Source organism: Streptomyces sp. NPDC001927, assembly GCF_053594455.1.
In genome coordinates this window covers 361653-380397 of the sequence record NZ_JBSFEN010000006.1, presented here as the reverse complement: position 1 = coordinate 380397, position 18745 = coordinate 361653, and the positions used below count along the sequence as shown (strand labels likewise).

The following is an 18745-nucleotide window of genomic DNA, read 5'->3' as shown; positions in this document are numbered from 1 at the left end:
CGGCGTTCGGGGGGCGGGCCGAGGCGGCCCGCGGTCAGGCAGAGGTGGACTGGGGGGACTTCACCCGGCACACCAGGGCGTCGTTCTGGACGTCCGCCACGATCGTGTCGCCTGGATCGGCCTCCCCGCCGAGCAGCAGGTCCGCGATTCGGTTGTCCAACTCCGCCTGGATCGTGCGGCGCAGTGGCCGAGCGCCGAACTCCGGCTGGTGACCGTGGGCGACCAGCAGCTTCTTCGCCGCCTCCGTCACCTCCAGCTCCAGGCCCTGGGCATGGACCCGGCGCTCGCTCTGCCGCAGCAGCAGATCGAGGATGTCGCCGAGATCGTCCATGCCGAGACCGTGGAAGATGATCGTCTCGTCGATGCGGTTGAGGAACTCCGGAGTGAAGTAGCCGCGCAGATCCTGCTTGAGGTCATCCCGGATCTCCGAGACGTCACCGTGGTGGGCCAGGATCCGCTGCGCGCCGATGTTCGACGTCATGATGACCACACAGTGCCGGAAGTCGACCGTCCGGCCCTGGGCGTCCGTCAGCCGGCCGTCGTCCAGGACCTGGAGCAGGGTGTTGAAGACGTCCGGGTGCGCCTTCTCCACCTCGTCGAAGAGCAGCACGCTGTACGGCTGGCGGCGCACCTTCTCGGTGAGCTGGCCCGCCTCCTCGTGACCGACGTATCCGGGAGGGGCGCCGACGAGCCGGGAGACCGTGTGCTTCTCCTGGAACTCGCCCATGTCGAAACGGATCATCCGGCCCTCGTCGCCGAAGAGCAGCTCCGCCAGCGCCTTCGCCAGCTCGGTCTTGCCGACCCCCGTCGGACCGAGGAAGAGGAAGGAGCCCACGGGACGGTTCGGGTCGCCCATGCCGGCCCGGTTGCGGCGCACCGCCTGCGCGATGGCCGTGACGGCCTCGTCCTGGCCCACCACCCGGCTGTGCAGGGCGTCCTCCAGCTTGAGGAGCTTCTCCTTCTCGCTCTGCGTCATCTGCGCGACAGGGATGCCGGTACGGCGCGACAGCACCTCCGCGATGTCGTCGACCGTCACCTCCATCACGCCCTCGCGGCGCTCGACGAGCCCGGCCAGCTCGCCCTCGAGCCGGGCGATGTCCTTCTTGTACTCGTTGGCCTTCTCGAAGTCCTCGGCGGAGACCGCCTCGTCCTTCTCGCGGCGCAGCTTCGCAAGCCGGTCCTCGCGGTCGACCACCTCGGTCGACTTGCCGAGCGAGCGCAGCCGTACGCGGGCGCCGGTCTGGTCCATCAGGTCGATGGCCTTGTCGGGCAGGAAGCGGTCGGAGACGTACCGGTCGGAGAGCTCGGCGGCCGCCGCCAGCGCGGCGTCGCTGTAGCGGACCTGGTGGTGGGCCTCGTAGGAGTCCCGCAGCCCCTCCAGGATCTGGATGGTCTCCGGCACCGAGGGCTCGGGGATCAGCACGGGCTGGAAGCGCCGTTCCAGAGCGGCGTCCTTCTCCACGTACCGCCGGTACTCGTCGATGGTGGTCGCGCCGACGACGTGCAGCTCACCGCGGGCGAGGGCGGGCTTGAGCATGTTGCCGGCGTCCATCGCACCCTCGCCCGTCGCCCCCGCGCCGACCACGGTGTGCAGTTCGTCGATGAAGAGGACGGTCGACTCCGCGTCGGCCTTCACCTCGTCGATGACGTTCTTGAGCCGCTCCTCGAACTGGCCGCGGTACTGGGCGCCTGCGACGAGTCCCGACAGGTCGAGGGCGATGACCCGCTTGCCCTCCAGCGTTTTCGGGACCTCGTCCGCCACGATCCGCTGGGCGAGCCCCTCCACGATCGCGGTCTTGCCCACGCCCGGCTCACCGATGAGGACCGGGTTGTTCTTCGCGCGGCGGGAGAGGATCTCGACGGTCTGCTCGATCTCCTCGGCCCGTCCCACCACCGGGTCGAGCTTCCCGGCCCTCGCCTCCTCGGTCAGGTCCCGGCCGAACTCGTCGAGCGTGGGCGTCCTGCTCTCCGGCTTCGCCGTCGGTGTACCGTCCGCCCGCGCGGCCCGTGTCGCGCGGTCGGCCGTGGACCGCAAGCCCCCGACGTCCGTCCCGTACGCCGTGAGCAGCTTCGCCGCCGCCGAGTTCGGGTCGTCGAGGAGGGCGCCGAGGATGTGCTCCGGTCCGATGTACGAGACCCCCGACTCCTGGGAGCGTTCGTACGCCCGCAGCAGGACGCGCTTGGCCGCGGGGGTCAGCCCGGGCTCCGCCGAGGGGACGCCGCTCTCACCGGGCAGCACCTCGGCGATCGACGCGCCCAGCTGGTCGGGGTCGGCACCGGACTGGGCGAGCAGGGAACGGGCCGGGTCGATCTGGGTGCACGCCCACAGCAGATGCTCGGTGTCCAGGTCGGCACTGCCGTCCTCGGCGGCGCGGACCGTGGCCCGGCCGATCAGGTCCCGCGCCGAGTCCGTCAGGAGCCGGCCGATCGGCACGCGCTGGACAGCCGGGGGAGAGGCCGCGGGCGACATCCCGAAGAAACGGTTGAGCAGCTCGTTGAACGGGTCCGACCCACCGAGGGAGCCGAAGGGGGACATGGTCATGTGATGCCGTCCAGGTGCGTCGACGTCCGGGCACTGCTCCCCTCACTGGACCAGATCCCGACGGCTCCCACCCGGCGAGGCACGGCTACGGAGCGTGGCCCGCAAGGGCCCTGACGCGTCGGCGTGCGGCTTCAGCGCGCCTCGCCCGCCGGGACGTCCCCGCCCTCCGGCCCGCCGATCGGGTGAGCGGCGCCGCCCTCGGCCTGCCCGCCGTGGACTCCCGAGCCCTGTCCGCCCTCGGCCTGCCCGCCGCCGCTGGGTAGCGGCTCACCGATCAGGAGGCGCGGCCGGCGCTGGAGGCCCGCGCCGACGAGGATGCCGAGCGCGATGGCCGCGACGGTGATCACGGTCTCCACGAGGTTGGAGAGCCCGGCCGTGCCGCGCTCCATGATGAGCTCCGAGACGCTCGTGAGCCCGACGGCTCCCGGCACGAGCAGCCAGAAGCAGGGCAGGAACACCACCTGGTCCGGGGTGCGCGAGCGGCGCTCGATCCAGCCGGCCATCGGCGGCAGCAGCATCCCGGCGGCGAACGCCCCGAACGTCGATCCGGCCAGGTCCGTCGCCGCCGACTGCACGAAGCGCTCGAGGAGCAGAGCGCCGAGGAGCCAGCCGGTGACCCGGGGCGGCGCGGAGTGGTACAGCAGGAACCCGAAACCGAGGAGCAGGACGCCGACCCACGGTGCCCACCCGCCGAGCGCCTCCGACTGCGGGCCGCCGGGCGGGCGGGGCCTCACCAGCTCGGTGCCGACCAGGATGCCGAGCGCGAGGAGCAGCAGGACGTTGATGGCCCCGGCGAGCCGGGCGATGCCCGACAGGGCGGCGCCGGTGCCGAGTTCGATCGCGCCGAGCGTCAGGGCCGCGCCCGGCAGGAACGCGATCAGCGGCGGGACGTAGAGCACGGTCGGCACCTCGTGCAGCAGCGGTCCCGCCCAGCGCAGCGAGACCGCCGTGACCAGGACCGCCGCGACGACCGGCAGCGCGGTGCGCGCGGCCGGCAGCCGGTCCCCGAAGAGCCGCAGCAGACCGACCCCGGCGCCGAGCACCGCGTACCCGACGACGGCCGCCACCGTCGCGTGCCGCATCACCCCGAGCCCCACGGTGAGCAGGACGTAGCCGAGCACGGTGGCGGACGGGCTGAACCGCTCCGGCTGCTCCCGCTCCGCGCGCAGGGCCCGCCGTACGTCCTCGAAGGGCATCGCCTCCGCGCGCATCCGGTCGACCAGGGAGTGCAGGGTCTGCACCTGGTCCAGGCGAAGGTCGGGCCCTTCGACCGGGGCGAAGTCCAGCTCCCCGCCCCGCCCGTCGGGCCCGCCGCCGACCCGGACGAAGAGACCGGTCGGGACGACGAAGCAGCGGGCCCTCATGCCGTACCGGGCGGAGATGTCGTGCAGGACGCGCTCCACCTCCGCCGTCCGGTCACCGGCCCGCAGCAGCTCGGACCCCAGCTCGCACAGGAGCGCGGCGAGCTCCCGCAGCCGCTCCCGCTCGACGTCGGCAGCCTCGGGCAGCGTGACCGTGGCCGAACGCCGCCTCCGCCAGGGCAGCAGCGCCGCCGCCCTGCGGACGAGGCCGCGCACGTCGAGGCGCGGTGCCCTCATCGGGCCTCGCTCCTGCCGCCGATTCGTCCCATTCGCGCAACGTAACAGCAGGACAGGAGCCGCGCCCCGACCGGCACGCGCGCGTGGCCGCCGACGGAGGTCCCGCCGCTAGCGGTACTCCACCGTCAGCGTCACCGGGGTGTCCTTGTTCACGAAGAGGTACGCGGTCGAGGCCGGAGCCGCCTCGAATCCCAGCCGCACCTGTGTCGTCCCACCGCGGTTGAGCGCCGCCAGGGCGGGCGCCGACAGATCCGTGGAGGTCGCCGAACCAGAGGAGAATGCGGCGATCGTCGCCCCGCCCGCCACCGTCGGCGCCGCCGACCAGTCCGAGGGCTCGACCGCGCACCCGCCGAAGCACCCCGTCGTCACGTCCACCAGCAGCCGGTTGCCCGCCGGGGAGGCCCAGGGATCGCCGGAGCCGCTGCTCCGCGCCACCGTCAGGTACGCGCGCGTGATCTCCTTGCCCGCCGGGATCCCGGACGTGTCGAAGGAGAGCAGCGTCCGGTTCACCTTGGCGTCCGTGCCCCGGCCGAGGGCCAGGCCGTAGGTGTCCTCCAGCGGGCCCACCGCCGCACCCGTGCCGTCGGCCGAGGCCTTCACGTAGCCGTCCTGCGCGTCCACGCTCGACAGCGTCACCCGGTCGGCCGCGGGCGGGGGAGTGGAGCCGCGCAGCGCCCGCACCATCCTCATGATCGCCTCGATCTGCTTGCCGCCGTGCCGGGCGTACGCCGAGTCGCCGAGGTAACCCCACCAGTTCCAGCAGCCGTTGGGGTTCTCCAGCGTGCCCGTCGCCGCCGCCTGCGGGTACAGCACGATCATGTCGTTGGTGTCGGCGTACTCGTTGAGGTACGCCCGGTCCACGAACTGGGTCCCGAAGCCCTGGTAGCCGTACCCCTGCTTGCAGCCGTGCAGGGCCACCATCAGCGAGCAGGTCGCGCCCTCGGAGCAGGACTTCGGTACGTAGACGAATCCCTCGGCGCCCAGTGACATCGCCGCCGCGCCGCCCGGGGCGTAGGTGTTCTGGTCGAAGCGGGTCAGGGTGCCGCCGGGCGTGGCGCTCGGCGCGGCGACGGAGCCCCGCAGATGGCCGAGGAGGTCACGCTCGGCGTCGAAGCCGCAGTTGTTGATGAACGGAGTCTGCGTGACCGTGCAGGCGTTGGGGCCGAGCGGGCTGATCCAGGCATGGCCGGCCGCCGTGGAGCGGTCGTACCGGACCTGGGCGCCGAACCGCCCGTAGTAGTCGGCCAGCGCGTCCGCCACCGGACGCTTCACCGTCGAGTCGCCCGAGCCGCTGAAGACGTACACCGGATCGCCGGAGAGGTTCGCGACCGGGTCGACGAGCCCCTGCGACGACCAGGTCCGGGTCGTCTGCTCCAACTGCGCGAGCTGAAGGTCCTGCACGGTGTTCATACAGGCGTTGAGGGCGGTGGAGAGCGTGTTCTGGGCGCAGTTGTACGGGCCCGACGCGAACACCGCCGAACCGCTGAAGGTCCCCGAGTACGCGACGTGGAGCTGCGTGGCCATGTAGCCGCCCGACGAGATGCCGGCGCTGTAGACCGCGTCGATGGCGTACGGCTTGAGCTGCCCGGGAACGGGCGCGACGGCGGCGGGGGCGGCGGCGGGCGCCGCGACCGCGGCGGATCCGGCGGCCGCCGCCGGTGCCGCGGTCGGGAAGAGGGCCACGGCGGCGAACAGCAGCAGGGCCGTCAGCCTGCGCCGACGTGGGTGGAGGGGGCGGGGTGGACGCATAGGGGGATCTCCCGGCGGCTCGGGCCGGCCCAAGGTCGTGGCCCTGGGCATGGCAGGTGGATGCCGGGAGAGTAGGGGCGGTCCGCGCGGGCGCCCTATGGGCCCGGGAGCCACAACCGGCCGCCTGGAGTATGGCGTTCCGTCACCTGGCAGCCGCCGCCCGGCACTCCACGACGACCTGCGAGGATGCCGTCCATGGACATGGACACCACCCCGATGAGCGACGACGAGCGGGACCGCCTCCTGGCGGCGGCGGTCGGCCTGCGCGAGCAGGGCCGGCCGGAGGAGGCCCGGGACCGGCTGGTGGAACTCGCGGCGCGGCGGCCCGACGACGCCGAGGTGGCGTACCAGACCGCCTGGGTACACGATGTGCTCGGCCTGGAGGCCGAAGCCGTCCCCCACTACCAGCGGGCCCTGAAGGCGACCGGCCCCGCCGGCCTCTCCGAGGCGGACCGCAGGGGCGCGCTCCTCGGCCTCGGCAGCACCTTCCGCACCCTCGGCCGGTACGAGGAGTCCGTCACCACCCTGCGCGGCGCGGTCGGGGAGTTCCCCGACGACGGCGCCCTGCGTACCTTCCTGGCGATGGCCCTGTACAACACGGGCGACCACCACGAGTCGGCCCGGCTGCTCCTGTGGCTGCTCGCGGCGACCAGCGACGACCCGTCCGTACGGCGGTACCGACGGGCCATCGAGCACTACGCCGAGGACCTCGACGCGATCGAGTGAGCGGGAGGGGATACGGCTCAGTCGTTGACGGCGGTCAGCAGGACGACCGCGTCCTCCAGGGCGAGGAGGCCGTGCCGCTCCTTGGGGATCATCTTCAGCTCGCCCGCCGACAACTCGTCGGACCACCCCGCGGTCGTCAGCTTCACCCGCCCGCGCAGCACCATGAGGCTCGCCGCCGGGGGCGCGTTGTGCTCGTCGAGCGCGGTTCCGGCCAGCAGGGCGATCACGCTCTGCCGGAGCACGCCGTCGTGCATCACCACCTGGGCGCTCCGGCCGTGCGGGGCGGTGCGTGCGGCGGCCAGATGCTCGTCGGCGAGGTCTGCGAGATCCTTCATCGTCTCTCCCTGCGGGGTACGCGGGTCCGATTCCCAGCCTCGCGCCTGTCCCGCGCGCCGCAACTCGGAGCCGCCGTCCGCTGCGCTGCCGCCACCACCAGTGCGGCCAGGGCCGTGAACCCGACTGACGCGAGGACCGTCGCCGTCCAGCCGTAGGCCCCGTACAGCCACGCCGCCGTGAGCGAGCCGAGTGCCCCGCCGCCGAAGGTGAACAGCATGAAGACCGTGTTCACGCGGGCCGCGATCCGCGCATCCAGTTCGAAGATCCGCGCCTGGTTCGCCACCTGCGCCACGCTCGTGCCAAGGACCAGCAGATTGGCCCCCACCACCAGTGCCACCAGCTCGTACGCACCGAGGCCGACGACGGCGAACGCGGCGGCCACACAGAGCAGCGCACCCGCGCGGACCGGCCCCGTCCCCCAGCGGTCGGCCAGCCGTCCCGCGTACGCCGACAGCAGCGCCCCGGGCAGGCTCAGCACCCCGAAGAGCCCCGCCACGCCAGGACCGAGGGCGAGGCCCGGGGAGGCCAGATGGAAGGCGAGGGTCGCCCAGAAGACGCTGAACGCGGCGAAGACGGCGGCCCCGGTCAGCGCCGACTCGCGTACCTCCCGGTGCTCGGCGAACAGCCGCGGAAGGCTCGCGAGGAGCCTTCGGTACGGGAGCCGGTCCCCGGTCGTGCCGAGGCGCTCCGGCAGGGTGCGCGGGACGAACCACAGCAGGGCCGCCGTCGCGGCCGCGGCCAGCACGTAGGCCGTACGCCAGCTCCCGCCGGCGTCGGAAGCCACGCCGGAGACCGTACGGGAGAGGGTCGAGCCCAGGGTGAGGCCGAGCCCGACGAGCCCGACGACCCGGCCACGCCGGCCGGGCCCCGCGAGCGCCGCGGCCACGGGGGTGAGGATCTGCGGCAGGACCGTCGTGGTGGAGACCGCCAGGGTCGCGAGCGCGAGGGTGAGGACGTTGGGCGCCGCCGCGGCGACGAGCAGCCCGCCGCTGGTCAGGGCGAGCAGCACGGTGGTCAGCCGGCGGAGCCGGGCGGTGTCCGCGAGCGGTACGAGGAACAGGATGCCGAGCGCGTACCCGAGCTGGGCGGCGGAGGCGACGAGCCCCGCCGTGTGCGGCGAGACCCGCAGCCCCCTGGCGATCGCGTCGAGCAGCGGCTGCGGGAAGTAGAGGTTGGCCACGGTGACGGCGCCCGCCACCGCGATGACGAGGACGTCGGTGCGGGTGAGGGGGCGTGGCTCGGGCCGTGGGGCCTTCGGCGGCCGGCGGCCGGTCAGCAGATCCATGCCCCTCACCCTCCTGCCCGCCGAACCGCCCCATCAAGGTGCGACAATGCAACCGGCGTTTAGCCGGGCTCAACAATGAGGGAGGTGTCAGGTGCTCGAACGGTACGAACTGGAGACGTTCCTGACGCTCGCCGAGGAGCTGCACTTCGGCCGCACGGCCGAGCGGCTCGGCGTCTCCACCGGCCGGATCAGCCAGACCGTCAAGAAGCTGGAACGCAGGGTCGGGACACCGCTGTTCGAGCGCACCAGCCGCCGTGTCCTGCTGACCCCGGTGGGTCGCCGCCTCTACGACGAACTCCTCCCCGCCCACCGTCAGATCCTTGCCGCCCTCGAACGGGCCACGGCGGCCGGACGGGGCGTGCGGGGCACCCTCCGCGTCGGCTTCGGAACCCCCTGGGACGGCGAACTGCTCAGCGCCGCCGCCGACAAGCTCCTCGCCGGCCACCCCGGCTGCGAGGTCACCGTGCGCGAGGTACCGCTCGACGCCGGCTTCCGGCCCCTCCTCGACGGCGCGCTCGACGTCCAGTTGACGGTGTTCCCCGTCCGCGAACCCGGACTCACGGCCGGCCCGGTCCTCGCCGAGGAACCCCGAGTCCTGCTCGTACCTTTTGGTCACCCTCTAGCGCGCCGGGACTCCGTCGGCATCGAGGACCTCGCAGGCGTCCCCATGGTCACCACGGCGGGCGCCCACCCCGGCCACTGGCTGGACGCCCACTACCCCCGGCGCACCCCCTCCGGCGCCGCCATCCCGCGCGGACCGGTCGCCTCCACCTGGCAGGAGGTCCTCTCCCACGTCAGCGCCGGACGCGGCGTCTCGCCAGGCGCGGCACGCGGAGCCGCGTACCACCCGCGCCCCGGCATCGCCTACGTACCGCTGCGGGACGCCCCACCCGTCGCGTACGGACTCGTCTGGCCGACGGCCGCCGAGAACGCGCTCGTCCGCGCCTTCGCCGCCCAGGTCGTGACGGTCGCCGCGGCGCGGGGCCGGGATTCCCAAGGTCGCTAGACGGTCGCGCTGCCCGTCAGATGGTCGTATGCCATGTGCGCGTGCAGCCGGACGCCGGTGACGAGGGTGTCGTCGTCCGCGTAGAAGTGCGGATTGTGGTTGGTGACCAGACCGCGGCCTCCCGGTACGGGGACCGGGTGGCCGTCCGCGTCCAGTGCGGCGTCCTGGACGCCCAGCATCACGTAGAGGCCGCCGAAGCGGGCGATGAACTCGGACACGTCGTCGTACCCGAGCGTCGCCCCGGTCTCGACCGTCCGCTCCTCGCCGACCACCCGCCGGATCGTCGGGAGGCCCGCCGCGACCCACTCGGCGCTGTTGTGCACGGGCGGGACCGGCTGCAGGTACTCGACCGCTGCCGAGGCGTTGTACGCCGCCGCCGAGTGCTCCGCGAGCGTGGTCAGCCGACCCTGGACCTTCGCCATGTCCGACTCGACCGCGCAGCGGATGGTGCCCCACAGAGTGACGGTCTGGCCGACGATGTTGAAGCGTCCGACGTCCTCGATGTGGCCGATGGAGACCGTGATCGGGTCGAACGCGGAGACCTGGCGGTACAGCTGCCCGATGCCCGTCAGGATCGCGCCGACGGCCGGCATGGGGTCGACACCCTGCCACGGCGTGGAGCCGTGCGTCTGCTTGCCGGTGACGACGATCCGTACCAGCGTGGAGGCCCCGTACTGATTGCCCACCCGGTAGCCCACGTACCCCTTGGGGTACGGCGTGACATGCATCCCGAACGCCATCGTCGGCACCGGATCCGCGCACGCGCCCTCGTCGAGCATCGCCCGCGCCCCGCCCCGCTCGGTGACCGGAGGCCCCTCCTCGGCGGGCTGGAAGACGAAGAGCACGGTCCCAGGCAGCCGTTCGCGCACCCCCGCGAGCACGGTCGCCGCGCCCATGAGCATGGCGGTGTGACAGTCGTGGCCGCACGCGTGCGAGACGGGGAACGGGCCACCGGGGTAGTCGCCGTCCACGACCCGCGAGGCGAAGTCCTCACCGCACAGGTCCTCGACGGGCAGCGCGTCGATGTCCGCCCGCAGCGCCATCACGCGCCCGCCCGGCACACCGCCCCGCAGCACACCCACCACACCGTGCCCGGCGATCCCGGTACGGACCTCGTCCAGGCCCAGGGACCGGAGGTGATCCGCGATCAGACGGGCGGTCCCGGCCTCGCGGTTGGACAGCTCGGGGTGCTGGTGCAGATGCCGCCGCCAGGCGACGACCTGAGGGGCCGTCTTCTCGGCGAGCCGGTCCAGTTCCCGGTGGATCGGATCGGTGCTCAAGGGCCACCCCTCGTCGTCGTCGGACCGTCCCCTCCAGAGTGCCAGCCCGACCTCGTTCCAGGGGCGTTGTCAGTGGCGTGCTGCACGATGGACACGTCCGGTGATCACCAGGGGAAGGGCCAGGATGAGGATCACGAACGAGCAGGTGACGGGGTACGCGTTTCTCAAGGCGCTGTACGAGGACGGGTACTACCCGGACCACGTGGTCGACAAGGGGCGGGCGATCCTGCTGCGGCTCTGCGGACGGATCGAGGCGGAGCGCCCGGCCGACCTGACCGCGCTGTACGCGCTCACGGAGGTGGCCACCGAGGAGTTCAACGCGCTGGAGGCGGACTTCGACGAGGCCGGCAGCGAGATCGAGACCGTCGCCCGTGAGGAGATCGCCGAGAACTTCTGGTTCGTCGCCACGGCGTACGGCTTCGCCGACGCCGACGTGGAGGAGCTGATAGCCGCCCGCGAGTGGTGACGGGCGGCCGCGTCGACAATTCCCGGCGCGGACCGAATCCTTTCCGGGGGGCAGCGCCTCCTATACACGTGCCGACAGACGTCGGGACGTGACGAGGAGGTCTTCATGATCACAGGTATCGCCATCGCCGTCGGAGTCGTGCTGCTCTGCACGTGCAGCTACGTCGCCCTCCGCAAGTGGAAGCAAGCCCGTGGCTGACCCGACCTGGCCCGGTGAACAGTTGATCGTCGCCGCCCAGCGCGGCGACGTCGACTCGCTCACCGCGTTGGTCTCGGGCGCGCACCCGAACGTGCGACGGTTCGCCCGCTCGCTCTGCGCCACTCCCGAGGACGCCGAGGACGCGGCGCAGGAAGCCCTGATCATCCTCTATCGCAAGATCGGGATGCTTCGGGCGTCCGGTGCGCTGGCGTCGTGGATGTTCCGGATCGTCCGCAACGAATGCCTGCGGCGCGCACGGGCGATGCGGGCGCCCGCTCCGCTGCCGGACGTCGCCGTGCGTTCGGCCGAGGACGTGGTGCTGCAGCGCTTGGAGGCGGGCAGGGTGGCGGCCGCCGTCGCCGCGCTTCCGGCCGACCAGCGCCACGTGCTGATCATGCGGGACATCCAGGGTTACAGCGGACGCATGACCGCGGACGCGCTCGGCCTCAGCACCGCCGCGATGAAGTCGCGACTGCACCGCGCCCGTACCGCTGTTCAGCGCTCGCTCCGTGCCACGACCGACCCCACACCCGAACCCTCGCCCGGAGGCATCCATGAAGACGACCAGTGCCGGCGGCCCTGATTTCGCGAGTGCGTCCCTGCCCCGCCACCTGGTCCGGGGCGTACTCGGCTTCGGCGGTATCGTCGGCGCCTTCGCGCTCCTCCCGGTCGTCGGCCCGATCAGTCTGCTGCTCCTGCCCGTCGGCGTACTGGCCCTGCGCGGCTGCCCGATGTGCTGGACCATCGGCCTGATCCAGACCGTCTCGCGGGGCCGCCTGCAGCGCTCCTGCGAGGACGGGGTGTGCAGCCTGACCCGCGCGGATCGGGACGACCATACGGATCGGGACCATGAGGAGCGTCGCCCGACCGCATCGATATCGCTGTAGGTGTCGGCCGTGGCTCGGAGAAGCCACGGCCGACACCTACCGTCGGTCCGTTGCGTCGGACCGGTCCTCAGGCCTGCTGCGGGGTGGCGCGGCTGATGATCGACGCTGTGTCCAGGCCGGGCGGCAGGGTGCCGAACGCGATGCCCCAGTCGCTGTCCAGGCGCGAGGCGCAGAAGGCGTCGGCCACCGCCGGGTGGCCGTGCCGGACGAGCAGCGAGCCCTGGAGGACCAGGGCCATGCGCTCGACGAGGCGCCGCGCGCGGTACTGCAGGGCCGCCGGGTCGTCGCCGAGGTCGCCGACGTCCTTCCGCAGCCGGGCCGTCGCCGCGTCGAGCCGGTGGTCGGCGCCCGAGGCGCGGTCGACCTCCGCGAAGAACGCCTCGACCGCCTGAGGCTGCCGCCCCATCGCGCGCAGCACGTCGAGCGCGGCCACGTTGCCCGAGCCCTCCCAGATCGAGGGCAGCGGGGACTCGCGGTAGAGCCGGGGGAGGCCGGAGTCCTCGACGTAACCGTTGCCGCCCAGGCACTCCAGCGCCTCGGCCGCGTGCGCGGGAGCCCGCTTGCAGACCCAGTACTTGGTCACCGCGAGCCCGATCCGGCGCAGCAGCTCCTCGTCCGCGTCACCCGCCGCCGCCCGGTCCACGGCGCCGGCGAGCCGCAGGCCCGCGATCGTCGCCGCCTCCGCCTCCACCGCCAGGTCGGCCAGGACGTTGGTCATCAGCGGCTGGTCGATCAGCCGCGCCCCGAACGCGCTGCGGTGCGTGGCGTGGTGCACCGCCTGGACGAGACCCTGGCGCATCCCGGACGCCGAACTGACCGCGCAGTCAAGGCGGGTCATGTTGACCATCCGGATGATGGTCGCCACCCCGCGGCCCTCCTCGCCGACGAGGCGGCCGAGCGCGCCCTCGTACTCGATCTCGGAGGAGGCGTTGGAGCGGTTGCCGAGCTTGTCCTTGAGCCGCTGCAACCGGATCGCGTTGCGCGTGCCGTCGGGCAGCACCCGGGGCACGAGGAAGCAGGAGAGTCCCCCCGGAGCCTGGGCCAGGGTGAGGAAGACGTCCGACATGGGCGCCGACGTGAACCACTTGTGGCCGGTGAGTGCGTAGAAGCCGTCCTCGCCCGTCGGCACCGCACGCGTCGTGTTCGCGCGGACGTCCGAGCCGCCCTGCTTCTCGGTCATCGACATCCCGGCGATGATGCCGGCCTTCGACGTGGGCTCGCGCAGCCCGAAGTCGTAGAAGGGGGAGGAGAGAAGCGGTTCGTACACCTCGGCGAGACCGGGCTCCGCGCGCAGGGCGGGCACCGCCGCGTACGTCATCGAGATCGGGCACAGGTGCCCGGGATCGGCCTGCCCCCACACGAACACCTTCGCCGCCCGCGCCACGTGCGCGCCCGGTCGCTCGTCGCGCCACGGCGCCCCGTGCAGCCCGTGCCGTACGGCGACGGTCATCAGCTCGTGCCAGTACGGGTGGAACTCGACCTCGTCGACGCGGTGGCCGTACCGGTCGTGCGTGTGAAGGACCGGGGAGTGCCGCTCGGCAAGGCGCCCCCACTCCTGGGCCTCCTTGCTGCCGGCCCGCACCCCGAGCTCGCGCACCTCGGCCTCGGCCCAGCCCGCGCCCTCGCGGTGCAGCCCCTCCAGGAGGGCCGGGTCGGCCGACACGTCGTAACCGCTCAGCGGCGGGACTTGGTTGGTGACCTCATGCGTGGCCGGCATCGGGAACTCCCAGGGCTCTCAGGGTGAAGGTGACCAGTGCGGGTACGGTCTCGGGCCCCACCGTGCCCTCCGCCAACGGACCGACGAGTGCCTCCGCGCCCGCCCCGACCAGCGCGGACGCCGTCAGCGAGGCGTCCTGCGGCGGAAGCTCACCGGACCGCACGCCCTCGGCGATCCGCTCGGCGAAGACATCGCGGAACGCCCGCCGGAAGACGAGCCGTTCGGCGTCCACGGCCGGGTCCACCGGCTCGGCAAGGAGGGCGTAGGCGAGCCGGGGGGACTTCAGGGCGCGCAGGGCGAAGGTCTCTATGACCGCGACGACCCGCTCGGCCGCCCCCTCGTGCTCGGGGCGGCCTGCCGCCTCGGCCACGGCGGCCACCTCGCGCGAGACCACGGTGCGGAAGAGCTCCACGGCCAGCTCGGCCTTGCTGGGGAAGTGGTGGTAGACGCTGCCGGTCGCGATCCCGGCGCGCGCGGCGACGGCGGCCATCGTGCAGCCCGCGTACCCGTGCTCGGCGAGCAGCCCGAGCGCCGCGTCGACGACGGTGGCACGCCGGTCGTCGAGCCGGGCCTGGACGGCGGGGGTGCGTCGGTAGGGCATGGAAGAAGTGAAGCAGCGATTCAGTGCTTCAACAAGGGTTCGGCGCGGAATGCGCGACGCCCCCGGATCGGAGCGATCCGGGGGCGTCGCACGGGCGGGGCGTCGTGGGTGGTCGGGAGGGTCAGCCGACGAAGATCTCGGTGAGCGACCAGATGGCCAGGGCGGCCATGCACAGGCCGCCGATGCGCTGGACGGTCTTCAGCGGGACGCGCTTGGCGATGAAACGGCCCGCGACGAGCGCGAGGGCCGAGACGCTCATCAGGGCGGCGGCGGAGCCGATCGCCGTGGACCAGGTGCCGTTGGTGGCGGCGAGGTTGGCGGTGGTGATCTGCGTCAGGTCGCCCCACTCGCTGATGAACACGGCCATGAACGCGGTCGAGTAGACCGGCCAGAAGCCGGTCACCGTCTTGCCGCCGGCCTCGTCCGCATCGTCGTCGCCCCCGCCGCGCAGCAGCATGAACGCGCCGAAGCCGAACAGCAGGGCCGAGACGAGCTTGACGATCCAGCCCGGCAGCAGGCCGAGCAGGCTGCCGGCGCCCACGGCGATGGCCACATGCGCGAGGAACGCGGTCGAGGTGCCGAACCAGACGTACAGCGGACGCATGCGCGTGCCCATGGCGAGGGACGCGAACATCGTCTTGTCGGGAAGCTCGGCGAGGAAGATCAGTCCGAAGGCGGTGAGAATCGCCAAGGGATCGAGATGCATGTACCGGGGGCTCTCTGCTCGTTCCGGGCCCGGGATCTGCACGGCACCGCGGTGGGCGACGGGAGAACCACTCGGCCCGGCATGACGGACCACGCCCACGGAACGCGGACATGGCGAATGCCTGGCCGAAGGTCTCGCCCGTCCGCGCTGTTCGCGTGGACCCGGTCACCGGGAACCCGAGGGCTCCAGTGTGTCGACGACCGGTTCGCAGGGCTACTCCCCTTCGCTGTCGGACAGTGTAGCGGAGAGTCGTGTCGATCTACGTAGACACTGTCTACGCCGACCTGGTAGACAGTGTCTATGACTGAGGAGACGCATACGGGGACCCAGGCCGGGGCCGGGGCCGAGTCGGAGACCGGAGTGCGCGGCCGGCTGGTCGAGGCCGGGGTCGAGCTCGTGCACGCGGAAGGCGCGCAGGCGCTGTCCCTCCGGGAGATCGCCCGGCGCGCCGGGGTCTCGCACGGGGCGCCGCGCCGGTACTTCCCGACCCACCTCGACCTGCTGTCGGCCATCGCCCGCGAGGGCTTCGCGGAGCTCGCGGGCCGGGTGGCGGCCGTGGTGGGGGAGGAGGCGCGGGATCGTGCTGGGGCGCGTACGCAGCTCGACGCCCTCGCCCGGGTGCACCTCGACTTCGCGGAGACCCGGCGCGGGATGTACGAGCTGATGTTCCGGCACGACCTCCTCGAGAGCGGCCGGCTCGGGCTGCGCGAGACGAGCCTGCCGCTCTTCGACCTCCTCGGCCGGCTCGTCGCCCGCGCCCGTCCGGGCGTGGACCCGGAGCCGACCGTCGTCGCGGCCGCCCTCTGGGCGAACCTGCACGGCATCGCCCAGCTCCGGGCCTGGGGGAGCCTCCGGCTCGCCACGCGCACCGACGACATCGAGCCGCTCCTGCGGGCCGTCCTCGACGCGCACCTCGGCTCGGCCGGGGGTGCGCGGTGATACGTCAACGGTGGGTGACCCTCGCCTGCAGCGTCGTGGGCGCGGCCGTGGTGGCCCTCGACGGCACGGTCCTGACGATCGCCCAGCCCACGCTCCAGCGTGATCTGGGCGCGGATTTCGGCCAGGTCCAGTGGACCAGCACGGGGTATCTCGTCGCGGTGGCGAGCCTCCTCGTCTTCGCGGGCCGGCTGGGCGACGCGTACGGGCACCGACGGCTCTTCGTCATCGGCACGCTCGGATTCGCGGCGACCTCGGCCGCGATCGCCCTCGCGCCCGGCATCGGCTGGGTGGTCGCCCTGCGGGTCCTCCAGGGCGTGGCCGGGGCGCTCCTGCAACCGGCCACCCTGGGCATGCTCCGCGCGGCCTTCCCACCCGACCGCCTGGCCATGCCGATCGCCCTCCGGATGAGCGCGATCGGCCTGGCTGCCGCGGCGGGCCCGCTCGTGGGCGGCGCCCTCGTCACGGCCTACGGCTGGCGCTCGGTCTTCGTCGTGACGGCCGTTCCCGCCCTGGCCATCGCCCTCCTGGCGGCAACCACCCCGGCGGCTGCGCCTGCGAAGGGCGAGGCCACGCAGGGCGAGTCCAAGCAGGCCGAGACCGCGAAGAACGAGACCGCGAAGAACAAGCCCGCGAAGGACAAGCCCGCGCAGGCCGAGACCGCGAAGGACAAGCCCGCGCCAGGCCTTCCGCCGCAGCCCCGAACCGCGGCCTCTGCCGCCTCTGCGCTCGACCTGCCCGGCGCCGTGCTGCTCGCCGTCACGCTCGCCGGTCTGGTCCATGTGCTTGTCGCCGTCCCCGAGTCGGGCTGGAGCCCGGCGACCGGGCTCGCGCTCTGCGCCGCCGTCGCGGCCGGGGTGGTCCTCGCGCGGCACGAGCGGCGCGCCGCCCGCCCGCTCCTGCCGCCCGCCCTCCTGCGGTCCCGGCCCGTCCTGGCCGGACTCGCCACCCTGCTGGCCTCGTCGTCGGCCCTGTTCGGCGCGCTGTTCGTGGCGACGTACCTGCTCCAGGACGTCCGCGGACTCGACCCGCTCACCAGCGGCCTGTGGGTGCTTCCCCTCGCCGTGCTGATGGTGCTCGGCGCGCCCGCCGCGGCCCTGCTGCAGCGCCGCTTCGGGCCGCGCCGTACGACGGCCGGAGGTGCCGCCCTGCTCGCCCTCGGCGTGCTCCTGCTGTCCCGGCTCGACGCGACCGCGACGGCCGTGCCGACCGGAGTCTGCTTCGCCCTGCTGGGCGCCGGTTTCGGTACGGTCATGGCCACCGCGACCGCCGTCGTCGTGCACCGGGCCCCCGTGGCCGAAGCCGGGGTCGCGGGCGGGCTCCAGCAGACCGCCATGAACGTCGGCCCCGCGCTCGGCGTCGCCGCCGCGACCCTGCTGATGACGGTCACCGCGCCCTCGGGTCTCGTCCCCGCGATGGGCACCACGTTCCTGGTCCTGGCGGCCGTCGCCGCCCTCGGCGTCGCCGCGGCGCTCGGGCTGCCCGGACGCGCCGCACCCGCGACGAGCCGGGAGGTGCCCGCGCCCCTGCCCTGACACGCCAGAGGGGCGGCGACAGCGAGGTCGCGCCGCCCCGGCCTCGTACGATCACGCAATGCCCTCCGGTGATCCACGGGGCCGCCCCATGCGGCGGTCGCGCACGCAGATCAGCATCGGCCGGGCGCTGCCGGTCCTGGTCATGGTCCTGACGGTGCTCGCCGACCTCTTCTCCGAGAACGAGGAGCGCTACGACCGGCTCCTTGCCGCGGCGCCCGCCCTCGCCGCCGTCACCTGGAGCGTCCGGGGGACCGTCGTCATCGGCGTGGTCGCCATGGTGCTCGGCGTGATCCTCGGGACGACCAGCGGCGACCCCTTCGTCCCCGACATCGCCACGAACGAGTCGGCCCTCGGCGTCGTGACCGTGGTCGCCGCCTGGGTCAGCCGGGCCAGGTCCCGCTACGAGCGGGACCTGCGCGAGGTCACCGCCGTCGCCGAGGTCGTCCAGCGCGTCGTCCTGCGCCCCCTCGCACCCCGGCTCGGCCCCGTCGACCTCCATCTGCTGTACGTCGCGGCCGCCGCCAAGGCCCGGATCGGCGGCGACTTCTACGAGGCCGTGCAGGTACCCGGAGCCGTACGCCTGATGCTCGGCGACGTCCAGGGCAAGGGTCTCGGCGCAGTGGAGACCGCGTCCGTCCTGCTCGGCTCCTTCCGCGCCGCCGTCAACGACGCCCCCGACCTGCCCGCCCTGGCCGACCGCCTGGAGGAGGGCCTCGTCCGCTACGGCGCCTGGGACCCCGACACGGACGCGGCCGAACGCTTCGCCACCGTCGTCCTCGTCGAGATCCCCGACGACGGGGCCGTGGCCCGCCTCCTCAGCTGCGGCCACCCGGCGCCCCTGCTCCAGCACGGCGACCGGGTGCGGTTCGTTCCGTTCGCCGACCCGTCCCTGCCGATCAACCTCTCCGGCCTGCTCGACTCCCACCATCGCGTCGAGGAGGTTCCGTTCGTGCCGGGGGACCGGCTGCTCCTGTACACCGACGGGGTCAGCGAGGCCCGCGACCGGGCGGGCACCTTCTACCCGCTCGAGGACCGGATGACCCAGTGGGTGAACGAGCCGGGCGAGCGTGTCCCCGCCCTGCTCCACGACGAGCTGGACACCTACGGCGACCACGGCCTCGACGACGACGTGGCCGCGATGCTCGTCGTACGCCGCGAGTAACTCCGCCGGCCACGG

Annotated in this window: 17 protein-coding genes; 8 read left to right on the top strand and 9 right to left on the bottom strand. The window is 73.1% G+C overall.

The genetic code is table 11. The annotated features are described in order from the left end of the window. Positions 1-34: 34 nt before the first annotated feature. The 3 genes from ACWCO8_RS18945 to ACWCO8_RS18935 form a co-directional block, all read right to left on the bottom strand. Positions 35-2542: an ATP-dependent Clp protease ATP-binding subunit gene (locus tag ACWCO8_RS18945; RefSeq protein WP_451033175.1), complete on the bottom strand. Its 2508-nt coding sequence runs from the start codon at positions 2540-2542 to the stop codon at positions 35-37. Between the two features lie 131 nt (positions 2543-2673). Next, positions 2674-4140 carry a threonine/serine exporter family protein gene (locus ACWCO8_RS18940; RefSeq protein ID WP_451033174.1) on the bottom strand — a complete coding sequence of 489 codons (1467 nt, stop codon included), beginning with the start codon at positions 4138-4140 and terminating at the stop codon, positions 2674-2676. Positions 4141-4248: 108 nt separating this feature from the next. After that, on the bottom strand, positions 4249-5889 hold the full coding sequence (locus tag ACWCO8_RS18935) for an extracellular catalytic domain type 2 short-chain-length polyhydroxyalkanoate depolymerase (protein ID WP_451033173.1): 1641 nt from the start codon (positions 5887-5889) through the stop codon (positions 4249-4251). A gap of 216 nt (positions 5890-6105) precedes the next feature. Here ACWCO8_RS18935 and ACWCO8_RS18930 point away from each other — a divergent pair, with 216 nt between their 5' ends. After that, positions 6106-6615, top strand: a complete 510-nt coding sequence (locus ACWCO8_RS18930; RefSeq protein WP_451033333.1) for a tetratricopeptide repeat protein — start codon at positions 6106-6108, stop codon at positions 6613-6615. Positions 6616-6632: 17 nt separating this feature from the next. Here ACWCO8_RS18930 and ACWCO8_RS18925 read toward each other — a convergent pair whose 3' ends face one another. Together ACWCO8_RS18925 and ACWCO8_RS18920 are read right to left on the bottom strand one after the other, a co-directional pair. Continuing rightward, a complete protein-coding gene (locus ACWCO8_RS18925; protein WP_451033172.1) occupies positions 6633-6950 on the bottom strand; it encodes a cupin in 318 nt (105 codons plus the stop codon). Then, a complete protein-coding gene (locus ACWCO8_RS18920) occupies positions 6947-8236 on the bottom strand; it encodes an MFS transporter (RefSeq protein ID WP_451033171.1) in 1290 nt (429 codons plus the stop codon). Before ACWCO8_RS18920 ends, ACWCO8_RS18925 begins: the two co-directional genes overlap by 4 nt. Before the next feature lie 91 nt (positions 8237-8327). On the opposite strand from ACWCO8_RS18920, the gene ACWCO8_RS18915 reads away from it, so the two are divergent. Beyond that, positions 8328-9242 (top strand): LysR family transcriptional regulator, encoded by a 915-nt coding sequence (locus ACWCO8_RS18915; protein ID WP_451033170.1) that lies wholly within the window; start codon positions 8328-8330, stop codon positions 9240-9242. On the opposite strand, the gene ACWCO8_RS18910 is transcribed toward ACWCO8_RS18915, so the two are convergent. After that, a complete protein-coding gene (locus ACWCO8_RS18910; protein WP_451033169.1) occupies positions 9239-10522 on the bottom strand; it encodes an amidohydrolase in 1284 nt (427 codons plus the stop codon). The genes ACWCO8_RS18915 and ACWCO8_RS18910 overlap by 4 nt on opposite strands. 124 nt (positions 10523-10646) lie before the next feature. On the opposite strand from ACWCO8_RS18910, the gene ACWCO8_RS18905 reads away from it, so the two are divergent. From ACWCO8_RS18905 to ACWCO8_RS18895, 3 genes are all read left to right on the top strand, one after another. After that, on the top strand, positions 10647-10988 hold the full coding sequence (locus ACWCO8_RS18905) for a DUF5713 family protein (RefSeq protein WP_362008918.1): 342 nt from the start codon (positions 10647-10649) through the stop codon (positions 10986-10988). 190 nt (positions 10989-11178) lie between these two features. Next, positions 11179-11769: an RNA polymerase sigma factor gene (locus ACWCO8_RS18900; protein ID WP_451033168.1), complete on the top strand. Its 591-nt coding sequence runs from the start codon at positions 11179-11181 to the stop codon at positions 11767-11769. Then, positions 11741-12073, top strand: a complete 333-nt coding sequence (locus ACWCO8_RS18895; RefSeq protein ID WP_451033167.1) for a hypothetical protein — start codon at positions 11741-11743, stop codon at positions 12071-12073. Before ACWCO8_RS18900 ends, ACWCO8_RS18895 begins: the two co-directional genes overlap by 29 nt. A 67-nt stretch (positions 12074-12140) precedes the next feature. Here ACWCO8_RS18895 and ACWCO8_RS18890 read toward each other — a convergent pair whose 3' ends face one another. The 3 genes from ACWCO8_RS18890 to ACWCO8_RS18880 form a co-directional block, all read right to left on the bottom strand. Next, positions 12141-13790: an acyl-CoA dehydrogenase family protein gene (locus ACWCO8_RS18890; RefSeq protein WP_451033166.1), complete on the bottom strand. Its 1650-nt coding sequence runs from the start codon at positions 13788-13790 to the stop codon at positions 12141-12143. Further along, positions 13774-14391: a TetR/AcrR family transcriptional regulator gene (locus ACWCO8_RS18885; RefSeq protein WP_451033165.1), complete on the bottom strand. Its 618-nt coding sequence runs from the start codon at positions 14389-14391 to the stop codon at positions 13774-13776. Before ACWCO8_RS18885 ends, ACWCO8_RS18890 begins: the two co-directional genes overlap by 17 nt. 121 nt (positions 14392-14512) lie before the next feature. Then, on the bottom strand, positions 14513-15097 hold the full coding sequence (locus ACWCO8_RS18880) for a TMEM165/GDT1 family protein (RefSeq protein ID WP_451033164.1): 585 nt from the start codon (positions 15095-15097) through the stop codon (positions 14513-14515). Between the two features lie 300 nt (positions 15098-15397). On the opposite strand from ACWCO8_RS18880, the gene ACWCO8_RS18875 reads away from it, so the two are divergent. From ACWCO8_RS18875 to ACWCO8_RS18865, 3 genes are all read left to right on the top strand, one after another. After that, positions 15398-16036: a TetR/AcrR family transcriptional regulator gene (locus ACWCO8_RS18875; RefSeq protein ID WP_451033163.1), complete on the top strand. Its 639-nt coding sequence runs from the start codon at positions 15398-15400 to the stop codon at positions 16034-16036. 14 nt (positions 16037-16050) lie between these two features. After that, positions 16051-17568: an MFS transporter gene (locus ACWCO8_RS18870; RefSeq protein ID WP_451033162.1), complete on the top strand. Its 1518-nt coding sequence runs from the start codon at positions 16051-16053 to the stop codon at positions 17566-17568. An 88-nt stretch (positions 17569-17656) separates the two neighbouring features. Beyond that, positions 17657-18730, top strand: a complete 1074-nt coding sequence (locus tag ACWCO8_RS18865; protein WP_451033161.1) for a PP2C family protein-serine/threonine phosphatase — start codon at positions 17657-17659, stop codon at positions 18728-18730. Positions 18731-18745 lie beyond the last annotated feature (15 nt).